This is a genomic window from Alcanivorax sp. IL2, from assembly GCF_047495475.1.
Classification (GTDB): domain Bacteria; phylum Pseudomonadota; class Gammaproteobacteria; order Pseudomonadales; family Alcanivoracaceae; genus Alcanivorax.
On sequence record NZ_CP179932.1, the window covers coordinates 1,568,949 to 1,585,032 of the forward strand.

At 55.5% G+C, this 16,084-nt stretch carries 19 protein-coding genes and 1 tRNA gene; 17 read left to right on the forward strand and 3 right to left on the reverse strand.

What is annotated here, in order from left to right; translation table 11 throughout:
- Positions 1-5 precede the first annotated feature (5 nt).
- Complete coding sequence (locus ACMG4N_RS07395; RefSeq protein ID WP_414433194.1) at positions 6-1,208, reverse strand: helix-turn-helix transcriptional regulator; 1,203 nt, start codon at positions 1,206-1,208, stop codon at positions 6-8.
- A 451-nt stretch (positions 1,209-1,659) separates the two neighbouring features.
- Here ACMG4N_RS07395 and infC point away from each other — a divergent pair, with 451 nt between their 5' ends.
- The 8 genes from infC (at position 1,660) to ACMG4N_RS07435 (ending at position 7,703) form a co-directional block, all read left to right on the forward strand.
- Positions 1,660-2,205: a translation initiation factor IF-3 gene (infC, locus tag ACMG4N_RS07400; protein ID WP_035249272.1), complete on the forward strand. Its 546-nt coding sequence runs from the start codon at positions 1,660-1,662 to the stop codon at positions 2,203-2,205.
- A 38-nt stretch (positions 2,206-2,243) separates the two neighbouring features.
- On the forward strand, positions 2,244-2,438 hold the full coding sequence (gene rpmI / locus ACMG4N_RS07405) for a 50S ribosomal protein L35 (RefSeq protein WP_035249063.1): 195 nt from the start codon (positions 2,244-2,246) through the stop codon (positions 2,436-2,438).
- Between the two features lie 27 nt (positions 2,439-2,465).
- Positions 2,466-2,825 (forward strand): 50S ribosomal protein L20, encoded by a 360-nt coding sequence (gene rplT / locus ACMG4N_RS07410; RefSeq protein ID WP_035249061.1) that lies wholly within the window; start codon positions 2,466-2,468, stop codon positions 2,823-2,825.
- A 265-nt stretch (positions 2,826-3,090) separates the two neighbouring features.
- A complete protein-coding gene (gene pheS, locus ACMG4N_RS07415; protein ID WP_297770720.1) occupies positions 3,091-4,110 on the forward strand; it encodes a phenylalanine--tRNA ligase subunit alpha in 1,020 nt (339 codons plus the stop codon).
- Between the two features lie 99 nt (positions 4,111-4,209).
- Positions 4,210-6,585, forward strand: coding sequence for a phenylalanine--tRNA ligase subunit beta (pheT, locus tag ACMG4N_RS07420; protein ID WP_414433195.1), 2,376 nt, complete (start codon positions 4,210-4,212; stop codon positions 6,583-6,585).
- 25 nt (positions 6,586-6,610) lie between these two features.
- The gene (gene ihfA / locus ACMG4N_RS07425) at positions 6,611-6,913 is read left to right on the forward strand and encodes an integration host factor subunit alpha (RefSeq protein ID WP_035249053.1); all 303 of its coding nucleotides are present in this window, start codon (positions 6,611-6,613) and stop codon (positions 6,911-6,913) included.
- On the forward strand, positions 6,894-7,253 hold the full coding sequence (locus tag ACMG4N_RS07430) for a MerR family transcriptional regulator (protein ID WP_297770726.1): 360 nt from the start codon (positions 6,894-6,896) through the stop codon (positions 7,251-7,253). The genes ihfA and ACMG4N_RS07430 overlap by 20 nt, the downstream gene beginning before the upstream one ends.
- Before the next feature lie 373 nt (positions 7,254-7,626).
- Positions 7,627-7,703, forward strand: a tRNA-Pro gene (locus ACMG4N_RS07435).
- A gap of 147 nt (positions 7,704-7,850) precedes the next feature.
- Here the strand turns inward: ACMG4N_RS07435 and ACMG4N_RS07440 are convergent.
- Positions 7,851-8,663 (reverse strand): ribbon-helix-helix protein, CopG family, encoded by an 813-nt coding sequence (locus tag ACMG4N_RS07440; protein WP_414433196.1) that lies wholly within the window; start codon positions 8,661-8,663, stop codon positions 7,851-7,853.
- 578 nt (positions 8,664-9,241) lie between these two features.
- On the opposite strand from ACMG4N_RS07440, the gene ACMG4N_RS07445 reads away from it, so the two are divergent.
- Positions 9,242-9,961, forward strand: a complete 720-nt coding sequence (locus tag ACMG4N_RS07445) for an inovirus-type Gp2 protein (RefSeq protein ID WP_414433197.1) — start codon at positions 9,242-9,244, stop codon at positions 9,959-9,961.
- Between the two features lie 64 nt (positions 9,962-10,025).
- A complete protein-coding gene (locus tag ACMG4N_RS07450) occupies positions 10,026-10,241 on the forward strand; it encodes a helix-turn-helix transcriptional regulator (protein WP_414433198.1) in 216 nt (71 codons plus the stop codon).
- Here ACMG4N_RS07450 and ACMG4N_RS07455 read toward each other — a convergent pair.
- Complete coding sequence (locus ACMG4N_RS07455; RefSeq protein WP_414433199.1) at positions 10,238-11,128, reverse strand: helix-turn-helix transcriptional regulator; 891 nt, start codon at positions 11,126-11,128, stop codon at positions 10,238-10,240. The genes ACMG4N_RS07450 and ACMG4N_RS07455 overlap by 4 nt on opposite strands.
- A gap of 195 nt (positions 11,129-11,323) precedes the next feature.
- Here ACMG4N_RS07455 and ACMG4N_RS07460 point away from each other — a divergent pair, with 195 nt between their 5' ends.
- From ACMG4N_RS07460 to ACMG4N_RS07490, 7 genes are all read left to right on the forward strand, one after another.
- Positions 11,324-11,689 carry a hypothetical protein gene (locus ACMG4N_RS07460; protein ID WP_300348670.1) on the forward strand — a complete coding sequence of 122 codons (366 nt, stop codon included), beginning with the start codon at positions 11,324-11,326 and terminating at the stop codon, positions 11,687-11,689.
- Between the two features lie 51 nt (positions 11,690-11,740).
- On the forward strand, positions 11,741-12,100 hold the full coding sequence (locus tag ACMG4N_RS07465; protein WP_363322832.1) for a DUF6694 family lipoprotein: 360 nt from the start codon (positions 11,741-11,743) through the stop codon (positions 12,098-12,100).
- Positions 12,101-12,263: 163 nt separating this feature from the next.
- Positions 12,264-12,518, forward strand: a complete 255-nt coding sequence (locus ACMG4N_RS07470; protein WP_300348666.1) for a hypothetical protein — start codon at positions 12,264-12,266, stop codon at positions 12,516-12,518.
- Positions 12,515-13,156: a hypothetical protein gene (locus ACMG4N_RS07475; protein ID WP_414433200.1), complete on the forward strand. Its 642-nt coding sequence runs from the start codon at positions 12,515-12,517 to the stop codon at positions 13,154-13,156. Before ACMG4N_RS07470 ends, ACMG4N_RS07475 begins: the two co-directional genes overlap by 4 nt.
- A gap of 1 nt (position 13,157) precedes the next feature.
- Entirely contained in the window at positions 13,158-14,081 is a 924-nt protein-coding gene (locus ACMG4N_RS07480) for a metallophosphoesterase (RefSeq protein ID WP_414433201.1), read from the forward strand.
- Between the two features lie 34 nt (positions 14,082-14,115).
- Positions 14,116-14,985, forward strand: coding sequence for a hypothetical protein (locus tag ACMG4N_RS07485; protein WP_414433202.1), 870 nt, complete (start codon positions 14,116-14,118; stop codon positions 14,983-14,985).
- Between the two features lie 136 nt (positions 14,986-15,121).
- Positions 15,122-15,454, forward strand: coding sequence for a hypothetical protein (locus ACMG4N_RS07490; protein WP_414433203.1), 333 nt, complete (start codon positions 15,122-15,124; stop codon positions 15,452-15,454).
- Positions 15,455-16,084 lie beyond the last annotated feature (630 nt).

Genomic DNA, 16,084 nt, shown 5'->3' on the forward strand with positions numbered 1-16,084 from the left:
AAAGCTTAAGAGCAAATCCGCATCAGGTGCGTGATCAGGTCTACCTGTCGGCTGAAGTTGTTCTTCTGCAGCAATGATTTGATGTTGGTGCGAATGGTGCTGATGGCCAATTGCAGTTGCTCGGCAGTTTCGGCGGTGCTCGCTCCCTTGAGCAGGCACAGGCAGACGCGGGCCTCGGCTTCGGTGGCGCTGATGACCTTGCGAATTTCGGCAATGCTGGGGGTGCGGCAGACATTGGGATCGAAAATTTCCACCAGCACATTGCTGTTGTTGCTTTGTCGGTTGTGTACCGGGGTGATGGAGATCCGCAGAGGCAGGGCGCTGGTTTGCAGGTAAAGGGTGTCACTATCGTCCAGGGCGCCGGTCTTGCCGGTAATGAACAGCATCAGCTGGGTGTAGAAATCCTTGCCAAATTGCTGATCCTTGAAGGCGATTTCCCGGCTGTCCTGATTGATGGTGAATACCTTGTAGCGTCTGCCGATCTCCACAAAGGCCGGGCTGGCACTGACCAGGAGCGAGACCGGCGAAAAGACAGCAACAGGCTGCTTTAATACGGCGATACTGCTTTGCAGGTCCTTGAAGCTCTGCTCCGAGCGGTGCAGTCGCTCGTACAAATCGAGGGCAATCTCGGCGTGTTTCTTCAGTCGCGAGAGCATCGCCATTTCCGGCTTGCTGAACACGCCACTGTCTTTATGGCGGTTGAATACCAGTACCACGTGCTGCTGGTATTTGTTGGTGAACGCGATGGTAGCACTGTCGATAATGCCGGCAGCGCGTATCCAGGTGCGGGAGAAGGTGGGCATATCTGCCAGAAAGTTGCTCTCCGGGTCCCCATCGGCGTAACTGAACAGGGCGTTAGGGCCGGTTTCCAGTGCCCGGGCGATGGCCTTGTCCTTGAACACCAGGCCGGTCTTGAGCATCAGCGGGACGATGCCGGGCGGATAGCCCACCGCCCAGCCATAAAGCCCTTTCAGGTGCGGCTCTTTCTGTATCACCGCCAGACAACAGCTGACCAGGTCAAAGGTGTCGCGGATGTTACGCAGAAAGAGGTCGAAGCCGTCCTTGTGCTCAACACAGCTGTAGAGGCTGGTGACCAGGCTATCCAGTATATCCGCCTGGGTGTCGTCAGGTTCCAGCTGTTCGGCGCCGGGCGGGTCGTTATCCGTCCGCGCCAGATGGCTAAGATGACTTTGATCGGCTGCTGACATTCCCCTGTCCCTTCCCCCAGGCAGAGCGCGTTGCCCCTGAAATTGTTAACAGGTTCAAATATATCGAATAGGGGGAGGGCGATCCAATGACCCCCGAAGCAAGTGGGGCGGGCAAGTGGCCCATTTCCCCTTTCGCGGGGTGTGGCACGGCAACGCCGCCCAGGCGGAATAGCGCCTCGCAGGGGGATTTGGCAGGATTCACTGCTTGAAAAGTGTCCAGATTTGCTTAAAATACGCTCCCTTGCCGGAATTCAGGCCCTGCTTGTGCGGTTGCCTGGAGTGAGAGGAGTCTCTCAACCGGCCAGAATTCATTCCGTTTCAGTCAGTTGCGCACGCCGGCCGCTGGGGTCGGGGTTGTTGTGCCCGTTGTGGTGGCATACAATGCGCGCCTATTTACTGAGGCGGTGAGGCATCCTGCCTCGTTTTCGATAACAGATTGGAGGTTCACGACATTAAGCGTGGAGGCAAAGGCCGCGAGCAGCGCGCCAATATAAATCAGCAAATCCAGGCAACCGATGTTCGGTTGATTGATGTAGACGGTGAGCAGGTCGGTATTGTGACCCTGCAGGAAGCGCTGGAGAAAGCCACCGGAAAGCAGATGGATTTGGTGGAAATCTCCCCTGGTGCGGAACCGCCGGTTTGTCGAATCATGGATTACGGCAAGCATCTGTTCGAAGCCAAACAGAAGGCCAAGGAAGGGCGCAAGAAACAGCGTCAGACCCAGGTCAAGGAAATCAAATTCCGTCCCGGCACCGACATTGGTGACTATGAGGTGAAACTGCGTAACCTCATTCGTTTCCTCGAGGCCGGCGACAAAGCGAAAATCACCGTCCGTTTCCGCGGTCGGGAGATGGCTCACCAGGAACTGGGCCGGGATCTTCTCGCACGTATCGAGAAGGACCTGGAAGAGTACGGTTCTGTTGAGCAACGTCCGAACATGGAAGGGCGCCAGATGATCATGGTGCTCAGCCCGGGCAAAAAGAAGAAACAGCCGTAACCGGTTGTTGAACTAACTAACCAACTTGAGAAGGTACCATGCCTAAAATCAAGACAAATCGTGGGGCTGCCAAGCGTTTCAAAAAAACCGCCTCCGGTTTCAAGCGCAAGCAGGCATTCAAAAACCACATCCTGACCAAGAAGTCTGCCAAGACTATTCGTCAGCTGCGTCCGAAAACCGAGGTACATGATTCTGATGTAGCTCTGGTTAAACGCATGATGCCCTACGCATAACTGATACGGTTTTTGGAGATCTGAAAAATGGCACGAGTAAAGCGTGGTGTGCAGGCCCGTCGTCGGCACAAGAAAATTCTCAAGCAGGCTAAAGGCTACTACGGTGCCCGCAGCCGTGTATTCCGTGTAGCGGTTCAGGCCGTTACCAAAGCCGGTCAGTACGCCTACCGCGACCGTAAGGTTCGTAAGCGTCAGTTCCGTCGTCTGTGGATTGTTCGTATCAACGCCGCTGCGCGTCTGAACGGCCTGTCCTACAGCCGTCTGATCGATGGCCTGAAGAAAGCGTCCATCGAAGTAGACCGTAAAGTACTGGCGGACATCGCTGTCCGCGATCAGGCAACCTTTAGCGCTTTGGCCGAAAAAGCCAAAGCGAGTCTCACCGCCTGATTCACTGTTCTGTCTCTGACAGAGCAGCATACTCAACGGGGGAAGAGCTCGCGCTCTTCCCCCGTTTTTGTTTGAAAAACGAGTAGCTACGAGCTGTGAGCTACTAGCTGCTACGCGGTTGGGATCGCAGCCAAACGAGAATGCTTTCCCCGCGCCCACGAGTTTACGGCGCGGGTTTGGGGCTTTTCGGTTGGCACGAATCGGGAGTCGCGTAGCAGCTAGCAGCTAGACGCTCGCAGCTGATTTAAAGACTGCGGAGTCTTAAATGGAAAATCTCAACGCCCTGGTGGACGCTGCCCTGGCAGATGTCGAACAGGCTGGCGATATCCGGGCCCTGGACGATGTACGGGTGAAGTACCTGGGTAAGAAAGGCGAGATCAGCGCCCTGATGAAGGGCCTTGGCAAGTTGAGCGCGGAAGAGCGCCCCCAGGCCGGTGCGGTGATCAACGAAGGCAAACAGAAAGTGCAGGATGCCATCGCCACCCGCAAGCATGCCATGGAAGAAGCAGCCCTGGCCGAGCAGCTGGCCAGCGAAACCGTGGATGTGACCCTGCCGGGCCGGGGCGAGTTGCCCGGCAACCTGCACCCGGTCACCCGCATGCGTCGCCGCATTGAGGACTTCTTTCTCCGCCTGGGTTTCGATATTTCCGAAGGCCCGGAAGTGGAAGACGACTTCCATAACTTCGAAGCCCTGAATATTCCGTCTCACCACCCGGCGCGAGCCATGCACGACACCTTCTATTTCGGTGATGGCCGCCTGCTGCGCACGCATACCTCGCCGGTGCAGGTGCGGGTGATGGAGCAGGGCAAGCCCCCGTTCCGCATCATTGCCCCGGGCCGGGTGTACCGTTGCGATTCCGACCTGACCCACACCCCCATGTTCCACCAGGTGGAAGGCCTGCTGGTGGACAAGGGCGTGACCTTTGCCGACCTGCGCGGCACCGTGGCGGAATTCCTCAAATTCGTGTTCGAAGTGGAAGACCTGCCGGTGCGTTTCCGCCCCAGCTATTTCCCGTTCACCGAGCCCAGCGCCGAAGTGGATGTGGGCTGCGTCAGCTGTGGTGGCGAAGGCTGTCGGGTGTGTTCCCACACCGGCTGGCTGGAAGTCATGGGCTGCGGCATGGTGCACCCGTCCGTGCTGGAGCACGGTGGCGTAGATGCTAACGAATACAGTGGTTTTGCCTTCGGCATGGGCGTGGAACGCCTCACCATGCTGCGTTATGGCGTCAACGACCTGCGGTTGTTCTTCGAAAACGACACCCGCTTCCTGTCCCAGTTCGGTTAAGGCGTTTCTGTACCGTCAGGCTGCCGTTGGAGCCTTGTTCACAAGGCGAACTCCCCCGGCGGCCAAACAGAAACTCCCATGATTTAAAGGAATTCGACAATGCGTTTTAACGAAGCCTGGTTGCGGGAATGGGTCAACCCCGCCATCGATACCGACACCCTGGTGCAGCAACTGACCATGGCCGGCCTGGAAGTGGATGCCGTGGAACCGGCGGCCCCGGCCTTCACCGGCGTGGTCGTCGGCCAGGTGGAAAGCTGCGAGCCGCACCCGGATGCAGACAAACTGCGCGTCTGCCAGGTCAGCAATGGCGCCGATACCACCCAGGTGGTGTGCGGTGCGGCCAACGTGCGCCCCGGCCTGAAAATCCCTTTCGCGCAGGTGGGCGCCGTCCTGCCCGGCGACTTCAAGATCAAGCAAGCCAAGCTGCGTGGCGTGGAATCGTCCGGCATGCTGTGCGGCGCTTCCGAGCTGGGCCTGGAAGATCTTATTGATGGCCTGATGGAACTGCCGGACGACGCTCCGGTGGGCACCGACTTCCGCAAGTACCTGCAGCTTGATGATGCTGTCATCGAAGTGGACCTGACCCCCAACCGGGCAGACTGCCTGAGCCTGCGCGGCATCGCCCGCGAAGTGGGGGTGATGAACCAGAGCCCGCTGATCAATGCGGCCATCGACAAGGTGGCCCCGGCCATCGACGACACCCTCACCGTGAACCTGGCAAACAGCCAGGGCTGCCCCCGTTACCTGGGCCGCGTGATCAAGGGCGTCAACGTCAATGCCGACAGCCCGCTGTGGATGATCGAGCGCCTGCGCCGCGCCGGCCTGCGCACCATTGATCCCATTGTCGACGTGACCAACTACGTGCTGCTGGAACTGGGCCAGCCCCTGCATGCCTTCGATCTGGCCAAGCTAAACGGCGGCATCACCGTGCGCAACGCCAACGCCGAAGAAAAACTGCTCACCCTGGACGACCAGGAACTGACCCTGCGCGACGACACCCTGGTGATCGCCGACGACAGCCAGGCCCTGGCCCTGGCCGGTGTCATGGGCGGCAAGCCGTCCTCCGTCACCAGCGACACCCAGGACATCTTCCTGGAATGCGCCTTCTTCGCGCCCCTGGCCATTGCCGGCAAGGCCCGTTCCTACGGCCTGCACACGGATTCCTCCCACCGCTTCGAGCGGGGCGTGGACCCGCAGCTGCAGAACGAGGCCATCGAGCGCGCCACCGCCCTGATCCTGGAGATCGCCGGAGGTCAGCCGGGCCCGGTCAGCGAAGCCGTGGACGAAGCACAACTGCCGGGCCAGGCAGAAATCACCCTGCGTGCAGACCGCATCGAAGGCCTGCTCGGCATGGGCCTGCCCGCCGAACAGGTGGAAGACATCCTCAGCCGCCTGGGCATGGAAGTGTCCACCCAGGAAAGCGGCAAGGAATGGATGGTACTGGCCCCCAGCTGGCGCTTCGACATGGCCATCGAAGCCGACCTGATCGAGGAACTGGCGCGTATCTACGGCTATGAGAAGCTGCCCAGCCGCGTGCCCGCCGGTTCCCCCTCCGGCGAACCTGTCGCCGAGCAGACCGTCAACCAGCGCCGCCTGGGCGACGCCCTGATCGATCGCGGCTACCTGGAAGCGATCACTTACACCTTCGTGGAGCCGGGCCTGCTCAAGCAGGTGGAACCACGGGTGGAGCCGCTGCCGCTGCTCAACCCCATCTCCACGGACCTGGGCGTCATGCGCACCACCTTGCTGGCCGGCCTGTTCAGCACCGCCCGCCACAACCTGAACCGCCAGGCCGACCGCCTGCGCCTGTTCGAAACCGGCCTGCGCTTCGTGCCGACTGAGCAGGGGCTGGAGCAGACCCCCATGATCGCCGGCCTGCTCTACGGCAGCGCCCAGCCGCAGAACTGGGAAGGCAAGCGCCCGGTGGACTTCTTCGACCTGAAAGGCGACGTGGAAGCCCTGCTGACCCTGTCCGACGCCGATGCCTTCAGCTTCGCCCCCGGCGAGCACCCGGCCCTGCACCCGGGCCAGACTGCTGCGCTCAAGCGTGACGGCGAAGTGGTCGGCTACCTGGGTCGCATCCACCCGCGCCTGGCCGCGGATCTGGATCTGCCCGCACAGCTGTACGCTTTCGAACTGGCCCTGGCCCCGCTGCTGGACGGCGTACTGCCGCACTTTGCCGGCGTCTCCGACCAGCCACGCATGCGTCGCGACCTGGCCTTCGTGGTGGAAGACAGCGTCCCGGCCGGTGAGCTGGTCGCGGCGGTCCGTGACGCCTGTGACGAACGTCTCACAGGGGTGCGGATTTTTGATATATATCAAGGTGATAGCATCGGGGAAAATCGCAAAAGCCTCGCTTTGGGCTTGACCTTCCAGGACCGTTCACGCACTCTTAAGGATCAAGAGGTAAACGACCTGGTGGATGCCGTAGTATCCCAGTTAAAACAACAGTTTAACGCCGCCTTAAGGGACTGATTAAGGAAGGGTTAGGGAGCTATTGATGGGAGCGCTGACCAAAGCGGACATGGCCGAGCGTTTGTTCGAAGAGCTTGGCCTGAACAAACGTGAAGCGAAAGAAATGGTGGAGATGTTCTTCGAAGAAATCCGCCATTCGCTGGAAAACAACGTGCCCGTGAAACTCTCCGGCTTCGGCAATTTCGATCTCAGGGACAAGAGTGAACGGCCAGGACGCAACCCGAAAACCGGTGAGGAAATTCCCATCACCGCCCGCCGGGTTGTCACCTTCCGTCCAGGACAAAAATTAAAACAACGGGTTGAGGACTATGCTGGAACCAAGTCATAACGACGAATTGCCGGCGATTCCAGGGAAGCGTTATTTCACCATTGGTGAAGTCAGCGACCTATGTGACGTAAAACCGCACGTACTGCGCTACTGGGAGCAGGAATTCCCCCAGCTCAAGCCGGTCAAGCGCCGTGGCAACCGTCGCTATTACCAGCGCCAAGACGTGCTGATGATCCGCCAAATCCGCAGCCTGCTCTACGATCAGGGCTTCACCATCGGCGGTGCCCGTCAGCAGCTCACCGGCGCCAACAACGTGGAACAGGCCACCCAGTACCACCAGATCATCAAGCAGATGATCGTGGAAATGGAAGAGGTCCTCGACGTCCTGAAAGCCTCCTGATTCAGCACCAACCGCTCCCCGCCATCTCCGATGGCGAAAAAGCCCCGGCAGCCTAGCTCCCGGGGCTTTTTCATGCCCTCCGTAACCAACTGATAACCCCGGCCACTGTGGGAAATCATGCTTGCATGATGAACAGCCCTCTACAAAGCACCCATCCTCTGTAGGAACGTAGATAAGCGGAGTAACGCCCGCAGGGCGGCCCGGAGGGTGAGCGCAGCGAGTACGCCTCTCGAGGCGCGAACCTGCTCGCGACAAACCCGACAATTCCCCCATCGCTCAAACCCTAACCAAACAGCACTTTATCGGTTCCATCCCCCCACCAAATCCGCTATGATTGCCGCCGCTTTGGTAGCTCTGCCTGCCAAGCACATCTCGGGGCGTAGCGCAGCCTGGTAGCGCACTTGCATGGGGTGCAAGGGGTCGAAGGTTCGAATCCTTCCGTCCCGACCAATAGAAACAACGACTTAGGCCGATCAGTAATGATCGGCCTTTTTCGTTTTTGGGCATTCCACTGTTTTGGTTGCCGTTTGGTTGCCGTTTCTCCACTGCTGCCTGTTCTGGTTGCCGTTCCGGCATAGCCTTTTGCTCAATGGTTGGCTAGAGGCCATCTTTCTTGAAGGCTTGCAGAATCCAGTCTTCAACAATGTCATGCCTTGATCGTTTTTGCTGTTTCGCTATTTGATCCAGCTTCTCCTTTGCTTCTTCTTCAATGAACAGATAAAGCGGCTTTTTGGCTTTGCCTGAATGTCTGTACTTGTACTGGCTCCAAGCCTTTCGCATTGCGGTAAGAAATAGCTTGTGATCGGAAGGGTGGAGCTGTGTGGTTTTGTCCAAAGCAGCCACTACATAGTCGTATTCTTCCTTTGGTGTTGCGGGTTTTGCCACCGATATTGGAAGTGCCATGCGGTGCTGCTCCAAGTAGTCCATTGCCCAGGCCAGTTGTTTCTGATTTTTGGGGTCAAGCCAGGAGAGCTGCTTATCCTTAAGTCGATGATTGACCCAGTTTTCCTTGATTCGAGAGATTAAATCCTTCTTTGTCGTGAGCGATTCAGGCCAGATGTCTAGCATTAGTAGCAACGCATTAGATCGCTCTTCAGCGGGAATGGTGACGAAGGGGTGAACCCCTATTGTTTCCTTTTCAAGGGCTAGTTGGGTCCAGATCAGCTGTCTTTGTGAGCCATCTATTATCCATGAAACTTGGGGCTCAGGTAGCAAGCTGTTGTTCCGAACCTCCAATATTTCCTCAGCATCTGAGTCGCTAAGTCCGTCTAACTTGAAGTGTGTTCCGTCTGGTGCGCGATGGAGCGTTGAGCGGAGCTCAGGGGTTTGGGCAATGAATTTATGCAGCCACTGTTTGGAGCGAGGGCTGGATTGAAGCTGATCGAGTGGCTTTCCTTTGTTTAGGGGCATGGAGGAGGTCCTTCTTATGGTATTCATGGGGTATTTAAGAGCTATTTATGTAGTATAAACAAAGTATTTATGAAGTGTTAAATAGTTATTTGTAAGTTTTTAAATATTGAATTTTCATCAAAAACAATAAGTTATGAAGTTTTGCGGTGGTGTTTTTAGGAAAGTTGTCAATTCAATAGGGCTTGTCAGTGCTGGAGCGATTGATCGATGGCCGATAGAGATTTCCCCATGTAGTCAGAGGAGATGGACCGGGGGAGGATGCAGGGGGGGCTGCGGGTGAGTAAGTCTGTGATGTTCGGTGCGATGGCAAAGTGCTTTGGCCGTCAGAATGTGGCCTAACTTGGGAGTGGATTTGAAACAGGGTCTCAGGACTGTTGCGACTTGGGCTGCTTTTCGGTCCCGGTAATAGTATTGATAGAAGGGGTTTAAGAGGGTTCTCTACCCTCTGATTCATATCACATACAAGTATGATCAAAATACCAGTAAGTAATTGATAGATAAGACCTACATAGTCATCTCTGGTTAAGAAATACACACCAGCTAATTCCTATGGATTCATTACATTCAAGGAGTTAGCAATGAGACGTCGTCACCCAGGCAATACTAACCTTACCTACCACCACTCAGGCCCCTGGAACGGATATGAGGTTCAACTACAGAGAGGGCCGTTATTCATTCCATACCTGGAGCGTATCCACCAGACCATGCAGCGAGCTATCCATAGTCAGGCAAGCACTATGGCTGTGAGGGTGGATTTAATGTTGCCTGCCAACGGTTATGTCCGGGGCGGAAGTTGGGTTCCTTCGTTCATTAAGTCATTGCAGTCTCAGGTAAATATCGATATGGAGCGCCGAAGACGCAAGAGTCGCTGGGCTCCAACAGTTAAAATTGAGTATGTGGTTGTGAGGGAGCGAGTTGTTGGCAAGCAGGCCCATTATCACGTTTGTCTGTTCTTGCATGGCGAGAGTTATCGCGGGTTAGGTGCGATGCCGGCTGGCAGGGGGAGTGGAGGCGCGAGCTTTGATCCTGATGTACCTGGAGATCCAAGGGCGGAGCAAGCAGACAGCCTGGCAAAGAAGATTGTGACTGCCTGGGCTAGAGCTTTGGGATGGACTATGGGTGAGGCTGTTGGGCTGGTTCATTTCCCTGTTGGCGGGGTGTATCGCTTAAGGCGGAGTGGGGTGGGGTTCGAAGCTACGGAGGCCGGGCTGTTCAACCGATTGAGTTACCTAGCCAAGGCAGAGAGTAAGGAGTTTGGTCAAGGGTGCCGAAATATCCTGTATAGCCGGGGAGGTTAGCTAGAAAGCTGCGTGGCCGTTTTTTACAGCCATGGCTCATCTCATGAGCAGAAGGAGATATCTCATGAGAATCATTCGATTGAAAGAAGTCATGGAAACTACAGGCTTGGGCCGGTCATCCATCTACAAATACGCCCAAGAGGGCTCGTTCCCGAAACCGGTCAGCCTGGGAGGACGTTCGTCGGGCTGGGTTCTGGACGAAGTGGAGGAGTGGGTGATTGAGCAGATTGCCAGGCGGGATCAGCGGTTAGAGGAGGAGGGCATGCGGGCTGGCGGTTAGCCGGCCCCCCACAGCCAACCTTTAACCTCATCCTCGTTGGCCAGTACCACCTGCTGGGCCTCGGGACCTCGGTGCCGCGATCCATCCAGTCTAAGCAGTTGCACAATGTAATTGGCCATGGCAGCCCGACACTCAATAGTCAGCGCTCCATCGGTCATGTCGTAATCCCGCGCAACCACGTCCTGTTGAGCCACAGAGAGGCGAGGGTCCGGGGTGACGTGCAGAGTGAGTCGTTCTTGCCACGCATGATCATCCTGCTCAGTGTGGTGCTCGCTTTGAATGATGAATTCGGGATCATCCTGAATTCGGCTTAATACGAAATCCCGGTAGCCGCTACTCTTCTCGCACCAGGCCCGGGCATGCCAGCGCATGCCATTGTGCACCACGGTGTGAGGTTGAATGATGCGGGATTCCGGCTCCGGGTTGCTCAAGGAAGCGTACTGGATTTCCACGCGTAGTTTATCGCGGCAGGCCTGGAGAATCGGGCGCAGCACACTGGGGCGTAGGTCACGAGAAGGAGGAAGCAGCACTTCGGTATTGAGCTCGCGCACATCCAGGGCCTCAAAGGCACAACTGAGATCCTCCCGAGAATGCATCATCTGCAGGTATTCATCCGCTACGCCCCGTGTGAATACTGGCTTGAAGGTGCTGGCGGGCTTGTACCCCTTCAGGGAGCGGTCGTATTCCAGGTTGCCAGGCGCATATTCAGCAAGATAGTGGTTAATGTCCTTGCTAGCCTGCTGCCTGCCAATACCGAATGCCCGCTGAAGATGGTTGGTCGTCAGTCTCCCCTCCCAGAGGGCGATCACCTCGATCAGTCTGTAGCGCAATAACAGATCCCAGCGCAGCGGCCAATCCGCTGCGTTTTTGCCCGCAACCCTTGCCATGGATGTGCTCCAAAAAGCGATATATGCCAAAAGGCGACGTGTACGAGTCGCCAGTATTGTCATGTAGATAATAAGGCGTAATCTGGTGAATACAAGGTGTGGCTGTTTTGTGGCATCTGTAAACCAGTAGGGATGGGCCTTTACAGCAAGGATGCTGTTTTTTATTTCAACACTGGGTGATGGGGGAATGACAGGATGAAGACAATACCTAGCGCTTTTGTGCCCGTCGTGGCGCTACTAATGCTGACTGGCTGCGCAACACGGTTGACAGATTTTACCGTGATTTCTTCGAAGAATGTTGAGCTGTCACGGATGGGGGATTATGAGCGCGTAAGTACGAGGGCGAAGGGGGAGGACAGCATCCACATTATCAGCTTGATCCCCACTGGCCTGTATCCCGACGCAAAGAATGCCATGGACAACGCCATTGAGAGTCAGCCCGGCGGTGTGGCGTTGGTGGATGGTGTCATCACCCGCAAGTGGTTCTATATCCCCTTCGTCTATGGTCGGGATTGGTACGAAGTTGAAGGCAATGTGTTGGTGGATCCGCAGCGGCAATAATGATGCGGTGTGGCAAGGAAGCGTTACCCAAGAGCATAGAAAGGGAAAAGGATGAAAGGATGCGTCAGGCTGCTGTTCATGATGGCGACACTATGGCTCGCTGGCTGTGCCGGGCCAAGGATTGACGGTACGAGCGAAGAGAGCCTTGTGCAAACGATCGACCAAGTAAGAGCGTCTCTGCCGGAGGATCTGCACAGCCAATTCAACGAGGCCCTGATGCTGGTGGCGTTCAGTCAAATTGGCCAGGAATATGTGGCGGCTACCAGCCCAGAGGAACTGGCCGCAGCGGCAGAACAAGTGCGTACCGGGCTCGATAGCTTGAGCGCCAACCAGATACTGCGGCAGGCCAGGGTCATAAGGGCGCGGGAACAAAAAATGAAATCCCGCGAGTCGCACCACGAAACTCCTTGAGCGCCATAGCCTTGGTTTTCGCTCCGCCGCAATGGCGGTGCCTGGGGGCAGTTACAAGTCCCATGCTTGCCAATAGTCAGCCCAGCGTCTCTGGCCAGATGATCAAGGAAGGACGGGTGCTGAGCTGCTGTCCACTGAAGCCTGTCCGGGAAAAGGAGACTAAATGGAGACGATTGAGCGCTGGAAGCGTCTATCACAGGCCTTGTATAAAACGGATCCCATGCACACCTGCTGCAAGGAAAATGATTGCTTTGATGAATATGATGGTATTGCCGGTGCGCTCGATAAGCTTTTAGGAGAGGGGATCGCCCTGCATTCAGCGATCAGGCAAGTATTTGCCGAGTATTTTGGTGAAGAGTTAGCCGCATCCATGAGCCTGGAGCTTGCGGAGCGTGCCTTACGGGAGGCATTGGCATGATAGGAAAGTTGCGAAGATCGCTCTCCCTTCGTATGTCGGAATGCAATCGTGTCGACATATTGAAGAGTATGGGCTATCCCCAGCCGACAGAGCGCAACCTGGCGCGGTTAGACAAGGTGTTGGCTGACAGACACCTGGGGCTGAATGATGGTGCCTACGATTTACGCTATAGCGATGAGGAATTCTTGCGCGCGTTATGTTCTGCACTGGGAGTGGACGAAGCGCTTGTCGATGTAGAGATTGCTGCCATTCTCAGAGAGCATGAATGCCAGGTAGCAGCATTCAAACCCTATCTTTGGGTTGATACCGGCTTTACCCGTAAAAACCAGCCGTTGTTCGCGTTAGCCGCCCTTGAGCAGTTCCGGTATCTTGATTTCGAGCCCACATTCTGGCGTTTGCCGTTGCATGAGCAGATCGCTCGGGCGGGCCAGCGCATCCGCGAGCACATGGAAAGTACAGGTGGAGATTTGCCGGTATGGGGGCGGGTGCAGCAATACTGGTTCTTCCATTCGAGAGACTGGGCCTATTTACTGGGAGTTACTGGAGAAATTATTGGGGAGTGCGAAGGGCCTGTTCCTAGCAGAAGCGGTGGCACTAGGCAGTGGTCAGCCAGTGATAATGGAAAAAATAAGAGGTGATATGTACGACATTATTGGGGATATACACGGGTACGCCGAACCCTTGCGACACCTTCTCACCAAGCTGGGTTATCGGGAGTTGCAGGGCGTATGGCGCCATCAAGAGCGTAAAGTCCTGTTTTTGGGTGACTTTGTAGATCGTGGGCCGGAGCAGATTGAGGTCGTACAGATAGCCCGCTCCATGGTGGAAGCAGGCCAGGCGCTGGCCATCATGGGGAATCATGAATTCAATGCCGCTGCCTATGCCTCTGCGGACCCTGCCAAGCCAGGAGAGTATCTCCGTCCCCATAGCGATAAAAACCGCAAACAGCACCAGGAATTTCTCTCTCAGGTAGGGGAAGGCTCCCCGCTCCATGCGGACATCATCGCCTGGTTCAAGACTCTGCCGTTGTATATCGAGCTTCCCGGGTTTAGGGCGGTCCACGCCTGCTGGCATCCAGACCAGCTGGAAGCCCTTCAGCCGGCATTGGATGAGCAGCAACGACTTAAGCCTGAGGCCTGGCGACAGGCCTGCGAGAAAGGGCATCCGGTCTACGAGGCTGTCGAGACCGTGCTAAAAGGACTGGAGATACCCTTGCCGGATGGCATGCGGTTTCACGACAAAGACAACAACCCTCGCACCAATATCCGCACCCAGTGGTGGGTGCAAGGGTCCTATACCTATCGCGATCTGGCTATCGTGCCGCCAGATGTCATTGAGAGAATTCCGCATCAGCCAGTGCCCGCCGACATTCTGCCCGGTTATGACAACCACAAGCCGGTATTCGTTGGGCACTACTGGCTCACTGGTACGCCTGAGCCACTGGCAGACAACATTGCCTGCTTGGATTACAGCGTGGTTAGCGCCCGACAGGGCAAGTTGGTGGCTTACCGCTGGGATGAGCGCCCCCTGACAAAAGATAACTACATCTGGGTGTCCCGCTAACACGGGTTCAAGACGATAAGGCGCGAAGGAACGAATGATGCGATATGACCCTAAAACGCAACGCCTGGAAACCGATGCTGGCGAACTCATCAAAGAGATATCGTGCCCGCTATCCAAAAAGTGGGACCAGCTGATGCCCTGGGCCGAGGACTGGGCGCAGAGCATCGGGCAAAACCCGCCAGGTCTGGAGTTGGGAGGAGAATGGTATTCCTGGGCCCAGCTCGAAGAGAGGGGCTTGCAGCCACCGGAGCCTGTGCCCGCAAGAAAAAAATACTGCGGTTCATGCCAGAAATGCGTTATTGACGTGAATAGCTACACCGAAGCGCAGATACAGGCCGTCTGTGAAGTGGATAAGCAAGCCTGTATACATCTGCGTCTGAATCACCCCGAGCTGACAGTCGTCAACGCGGAAGCTGAAGAAGATAGCCGGGCCTGCGGCTATGAGGGTGTCAGCCGTCGGGGGCTGCCCATCGTACAGACAGCTCGGTCCTTGGCGGCCCTGGAAGATGGCGTCAGAAGGGGCTATCGCCCACTATTTGTTTCCACTGAACCTCAAGGCAAGGTGAAATCCAAGTTCGGTATAATCTGCTCAACGGAGCAGAAGTATGTTCAGAGTTATACGGATTTCAGACTATCGACAGGCATTGCAGGTAGTGAATCAGACGAGAGTGTGGTGGTAACGATTTGGCACGACAGAGACCGACATCCCTCGCCGCTGGCTGCCTACTTGATCCCGCCTGCCTTGAGCATAGGGGCGCGCGTTTATATTGCCGATGTTATCGAGGAAATCGTTGCCAGAACCTGGAACCAGGGTGACAGTTACCGGCTGACAGAATCGGAAGCCACTTGGGAAGGTGATGGCTTTGCCATTGATCCGCCTCGGGTCTCGGAAGTGGTGGGATAAGAGGGGTTGATGGTAGGCGATGAGGAATAACGTTGAGTAATTGATATTGCTATTCTCAAGTGAGAGAGGCCTCGACCTGAAAGTGGAGAGGTTGAGTAAAGGTTGTGATGTATTCGTTTAAATTAGAGTGGTGGAAATGACTACCAGAAATTTTAAGCTTTTTCCCATCGACCCTTTTGATGTCGATCAGGAGCTTTCTCCTTGGGTGATGCCTGGCGTTGGAACGAGAGCGGCTGAAGAAAATTCACTCGCGGAAGCGGAAGTATGGGCAGGTGAAAATGGTACTTTGCTGACGCGATTTAGCAGTTGTGGGTATTTTCTCCATTTTGAGATCAAAGAATCCTTGGGCAATCCGATAAAGTCTAACATGCAAGATGCTGTCGCAGGTTTTCTCTCTGAGATGCTGGAAGTGTGGGTGGTGGATGGTGTGGATGATGACTTGGAGTGTAATGGCGTTGCTTATATTTAACGCAGCTTCAAGTTGAAGAGTGCCCCCCTGACACTCCCGATATTTGTTATCGCCATGTATAAACGGCGGTTTTGCGATTTCTAGCCGCCAGTTGCGGCGGCAGACGAGTATGCACTATTAAAATGGGATACGGTTCGTATCTACGGTACTAGAGATCTTTACTTTAACGTCCAAGTACATGGTGTTTTGATGGGCTTTTAAGGCAAGCGCCTCCTGCGCTGACTGAACCGCCACAATATATGCACTTCTTCGGGCCGACATCAACTTCATGATAGCGATGCGGGCTTTTAGAGCACGATCCACCAGCGCCCACTCTATTCCCGCAGTATATGCAGCTTCCGGGAACTTCAACAACGTGATATTTACTAGGGCTTTTAGAGCAAGAGCCACCTGCTGTTGTATTTAATCCACAATATTTACACTTAGCCATTTATTAGATTTTCCCGTAATGCTGATTCTTAGTGGTTTTGTTTATTATATTGAAGGGAGTTATGTTGGTTGTCGAGGTTTTATAATTTCGTAAATCAGTGGGGCGTTTTTTTAATCGCTGTATTCATTAAGCATGGTTCTTCATGCGTGATTTTTCTTACCAAGGCAAGGCGATTGTTTTTCTTTTGGAAGAGAAGATGC

Excerpts from the sequence above, each read along its gene's own strand:
- ACMG4N_RS07395 (WP_414433194.1), bottom strand. The coding sequence starts at position 1,208 with ATGTCAGCAGCCGATCAAAGTCATCTTAGCCATCTGGCGCGGACGGAT.
- rpmI (WP_035249063.1), top strand. The coding sequence starts at position 2,244 with ATGCCTAAAATCAAGACAAATCGTGGGGCTGCCAAGCGTTTCAAAAAA.
- rplT (WP_035249061.1), top strand. The coding sequence starts at position 2,466 with ATGGCACGAGTAAAGCGTGGTGTGCAGGCCCGTCGTCGGCACAAGAAA.
- pheS (WP_297770720.1), top strand. The coding sequence starts at position 3,091 with ATGGAAAATCTCAACGCCCTGGTGGACGCTGCCCTGGCAGATGTCGAA.
- pheT (WP_414433195.1), top strand. The coding sequence starts at position 4,210 with ATGCGTTTTAACGAAGCCTGGTTGCGGGAATGGGTCAACCCCGCCATC.
- ihfA (WP_035249053.1), top strand. The coding sequence starts at position 6,611 with ATGGGAGCGCTGACCAAAGCGGACATGGCCGAGCGTTTGTTCGAAGAG.
- ACMG4N_RS07430 (WP_297770726.1), top strand. The coding sequence starts at position 6,894 with ATGCTGGAACCAAGTCATAACGACGAATTGCCGGCGATTCCAGGGAAG.
- ACMG4N_RS07440 (WP_414433196.1), bottom strand. The coding sequence starts at position 8,663 with ATGCCCCTAAACAAAGGAAAGCCACTCGATCAGCTTCAATCCAGCCCT.
- ACMG4N_RS07445 (WP_414433197.1), top strand. The coding sequence starts at position 9,242 with ATGAGACGTCGTCACCCAGGCAATACTAACCTTACCTACCACCACTCA.
- ACMG4N_RS07450 (WP_414433198.1), top strand. The coding sequence starts at position 10,026 with ATGAGAATCATTCGATTGAAAGAAGTCATGGAAACTACAGGCTTGGGC.
- ACMG4N_RS07455 (WP_414433199.1), bottom strand. The coding sequence starts at position 11,128 with ATGGCAAGGGTTGCGGGCAAAAACGCAGCGGATTGGCCGCTGCGCTGG.
- ACMG4N_RS07460 (WP_300348670.1), top strand. The coding sequence starts at position 11,324 with ATGAAGACAATACCTAGCGCTTTTGTGCCCGTCGTGGCGCTACTAATG.
- ACMG4N_RS07465 (WP_363322832.1), top strand. The coding sequence starts at position 11,741 with ATGAAAGGATGCGTCAGGCTGCTGTTCATGATGGCGACACTATGGCTC.
- ACMG4N_RS07470 (WP_300348666.1), top strand. The coding sequence starts at position 12,264 with ATGGAGACGATTGAGCGCTGGAAGCGTCTATCACAGGCCTTGTATAAA.
- ACMG4N_RS07475 (WP_414433200.1), top strand. The coding sequence starts at position 12,515 with ATGATAGGAAAGTTGCGAAGATCGCTCTCCCTTCGTATGTCGGAATGC.
- ACMG4N_RS07480 (WP_414433201.1), top strand. The coding sequence starts at position 13,158 with ATGTACGACATTATTGGGGATATACACGGGTACGCCGAACCCTTGCGA.
- ACMG4N_RS07485 (WP_414433202.1), top strand. The coding sequence starts at position 14,116 with ATGATGCGATATGACCCTAAAACGCAACGCCTGGAAACCGATGCTGGC.
- ACMG4N_RS07490 (WP_414433203.1), top strand. The coding sequence starts at position 15,122 with ATGACTACCAGAAATTTTAAGCTTTTTCCCATCGACCCTTTTGATGTC.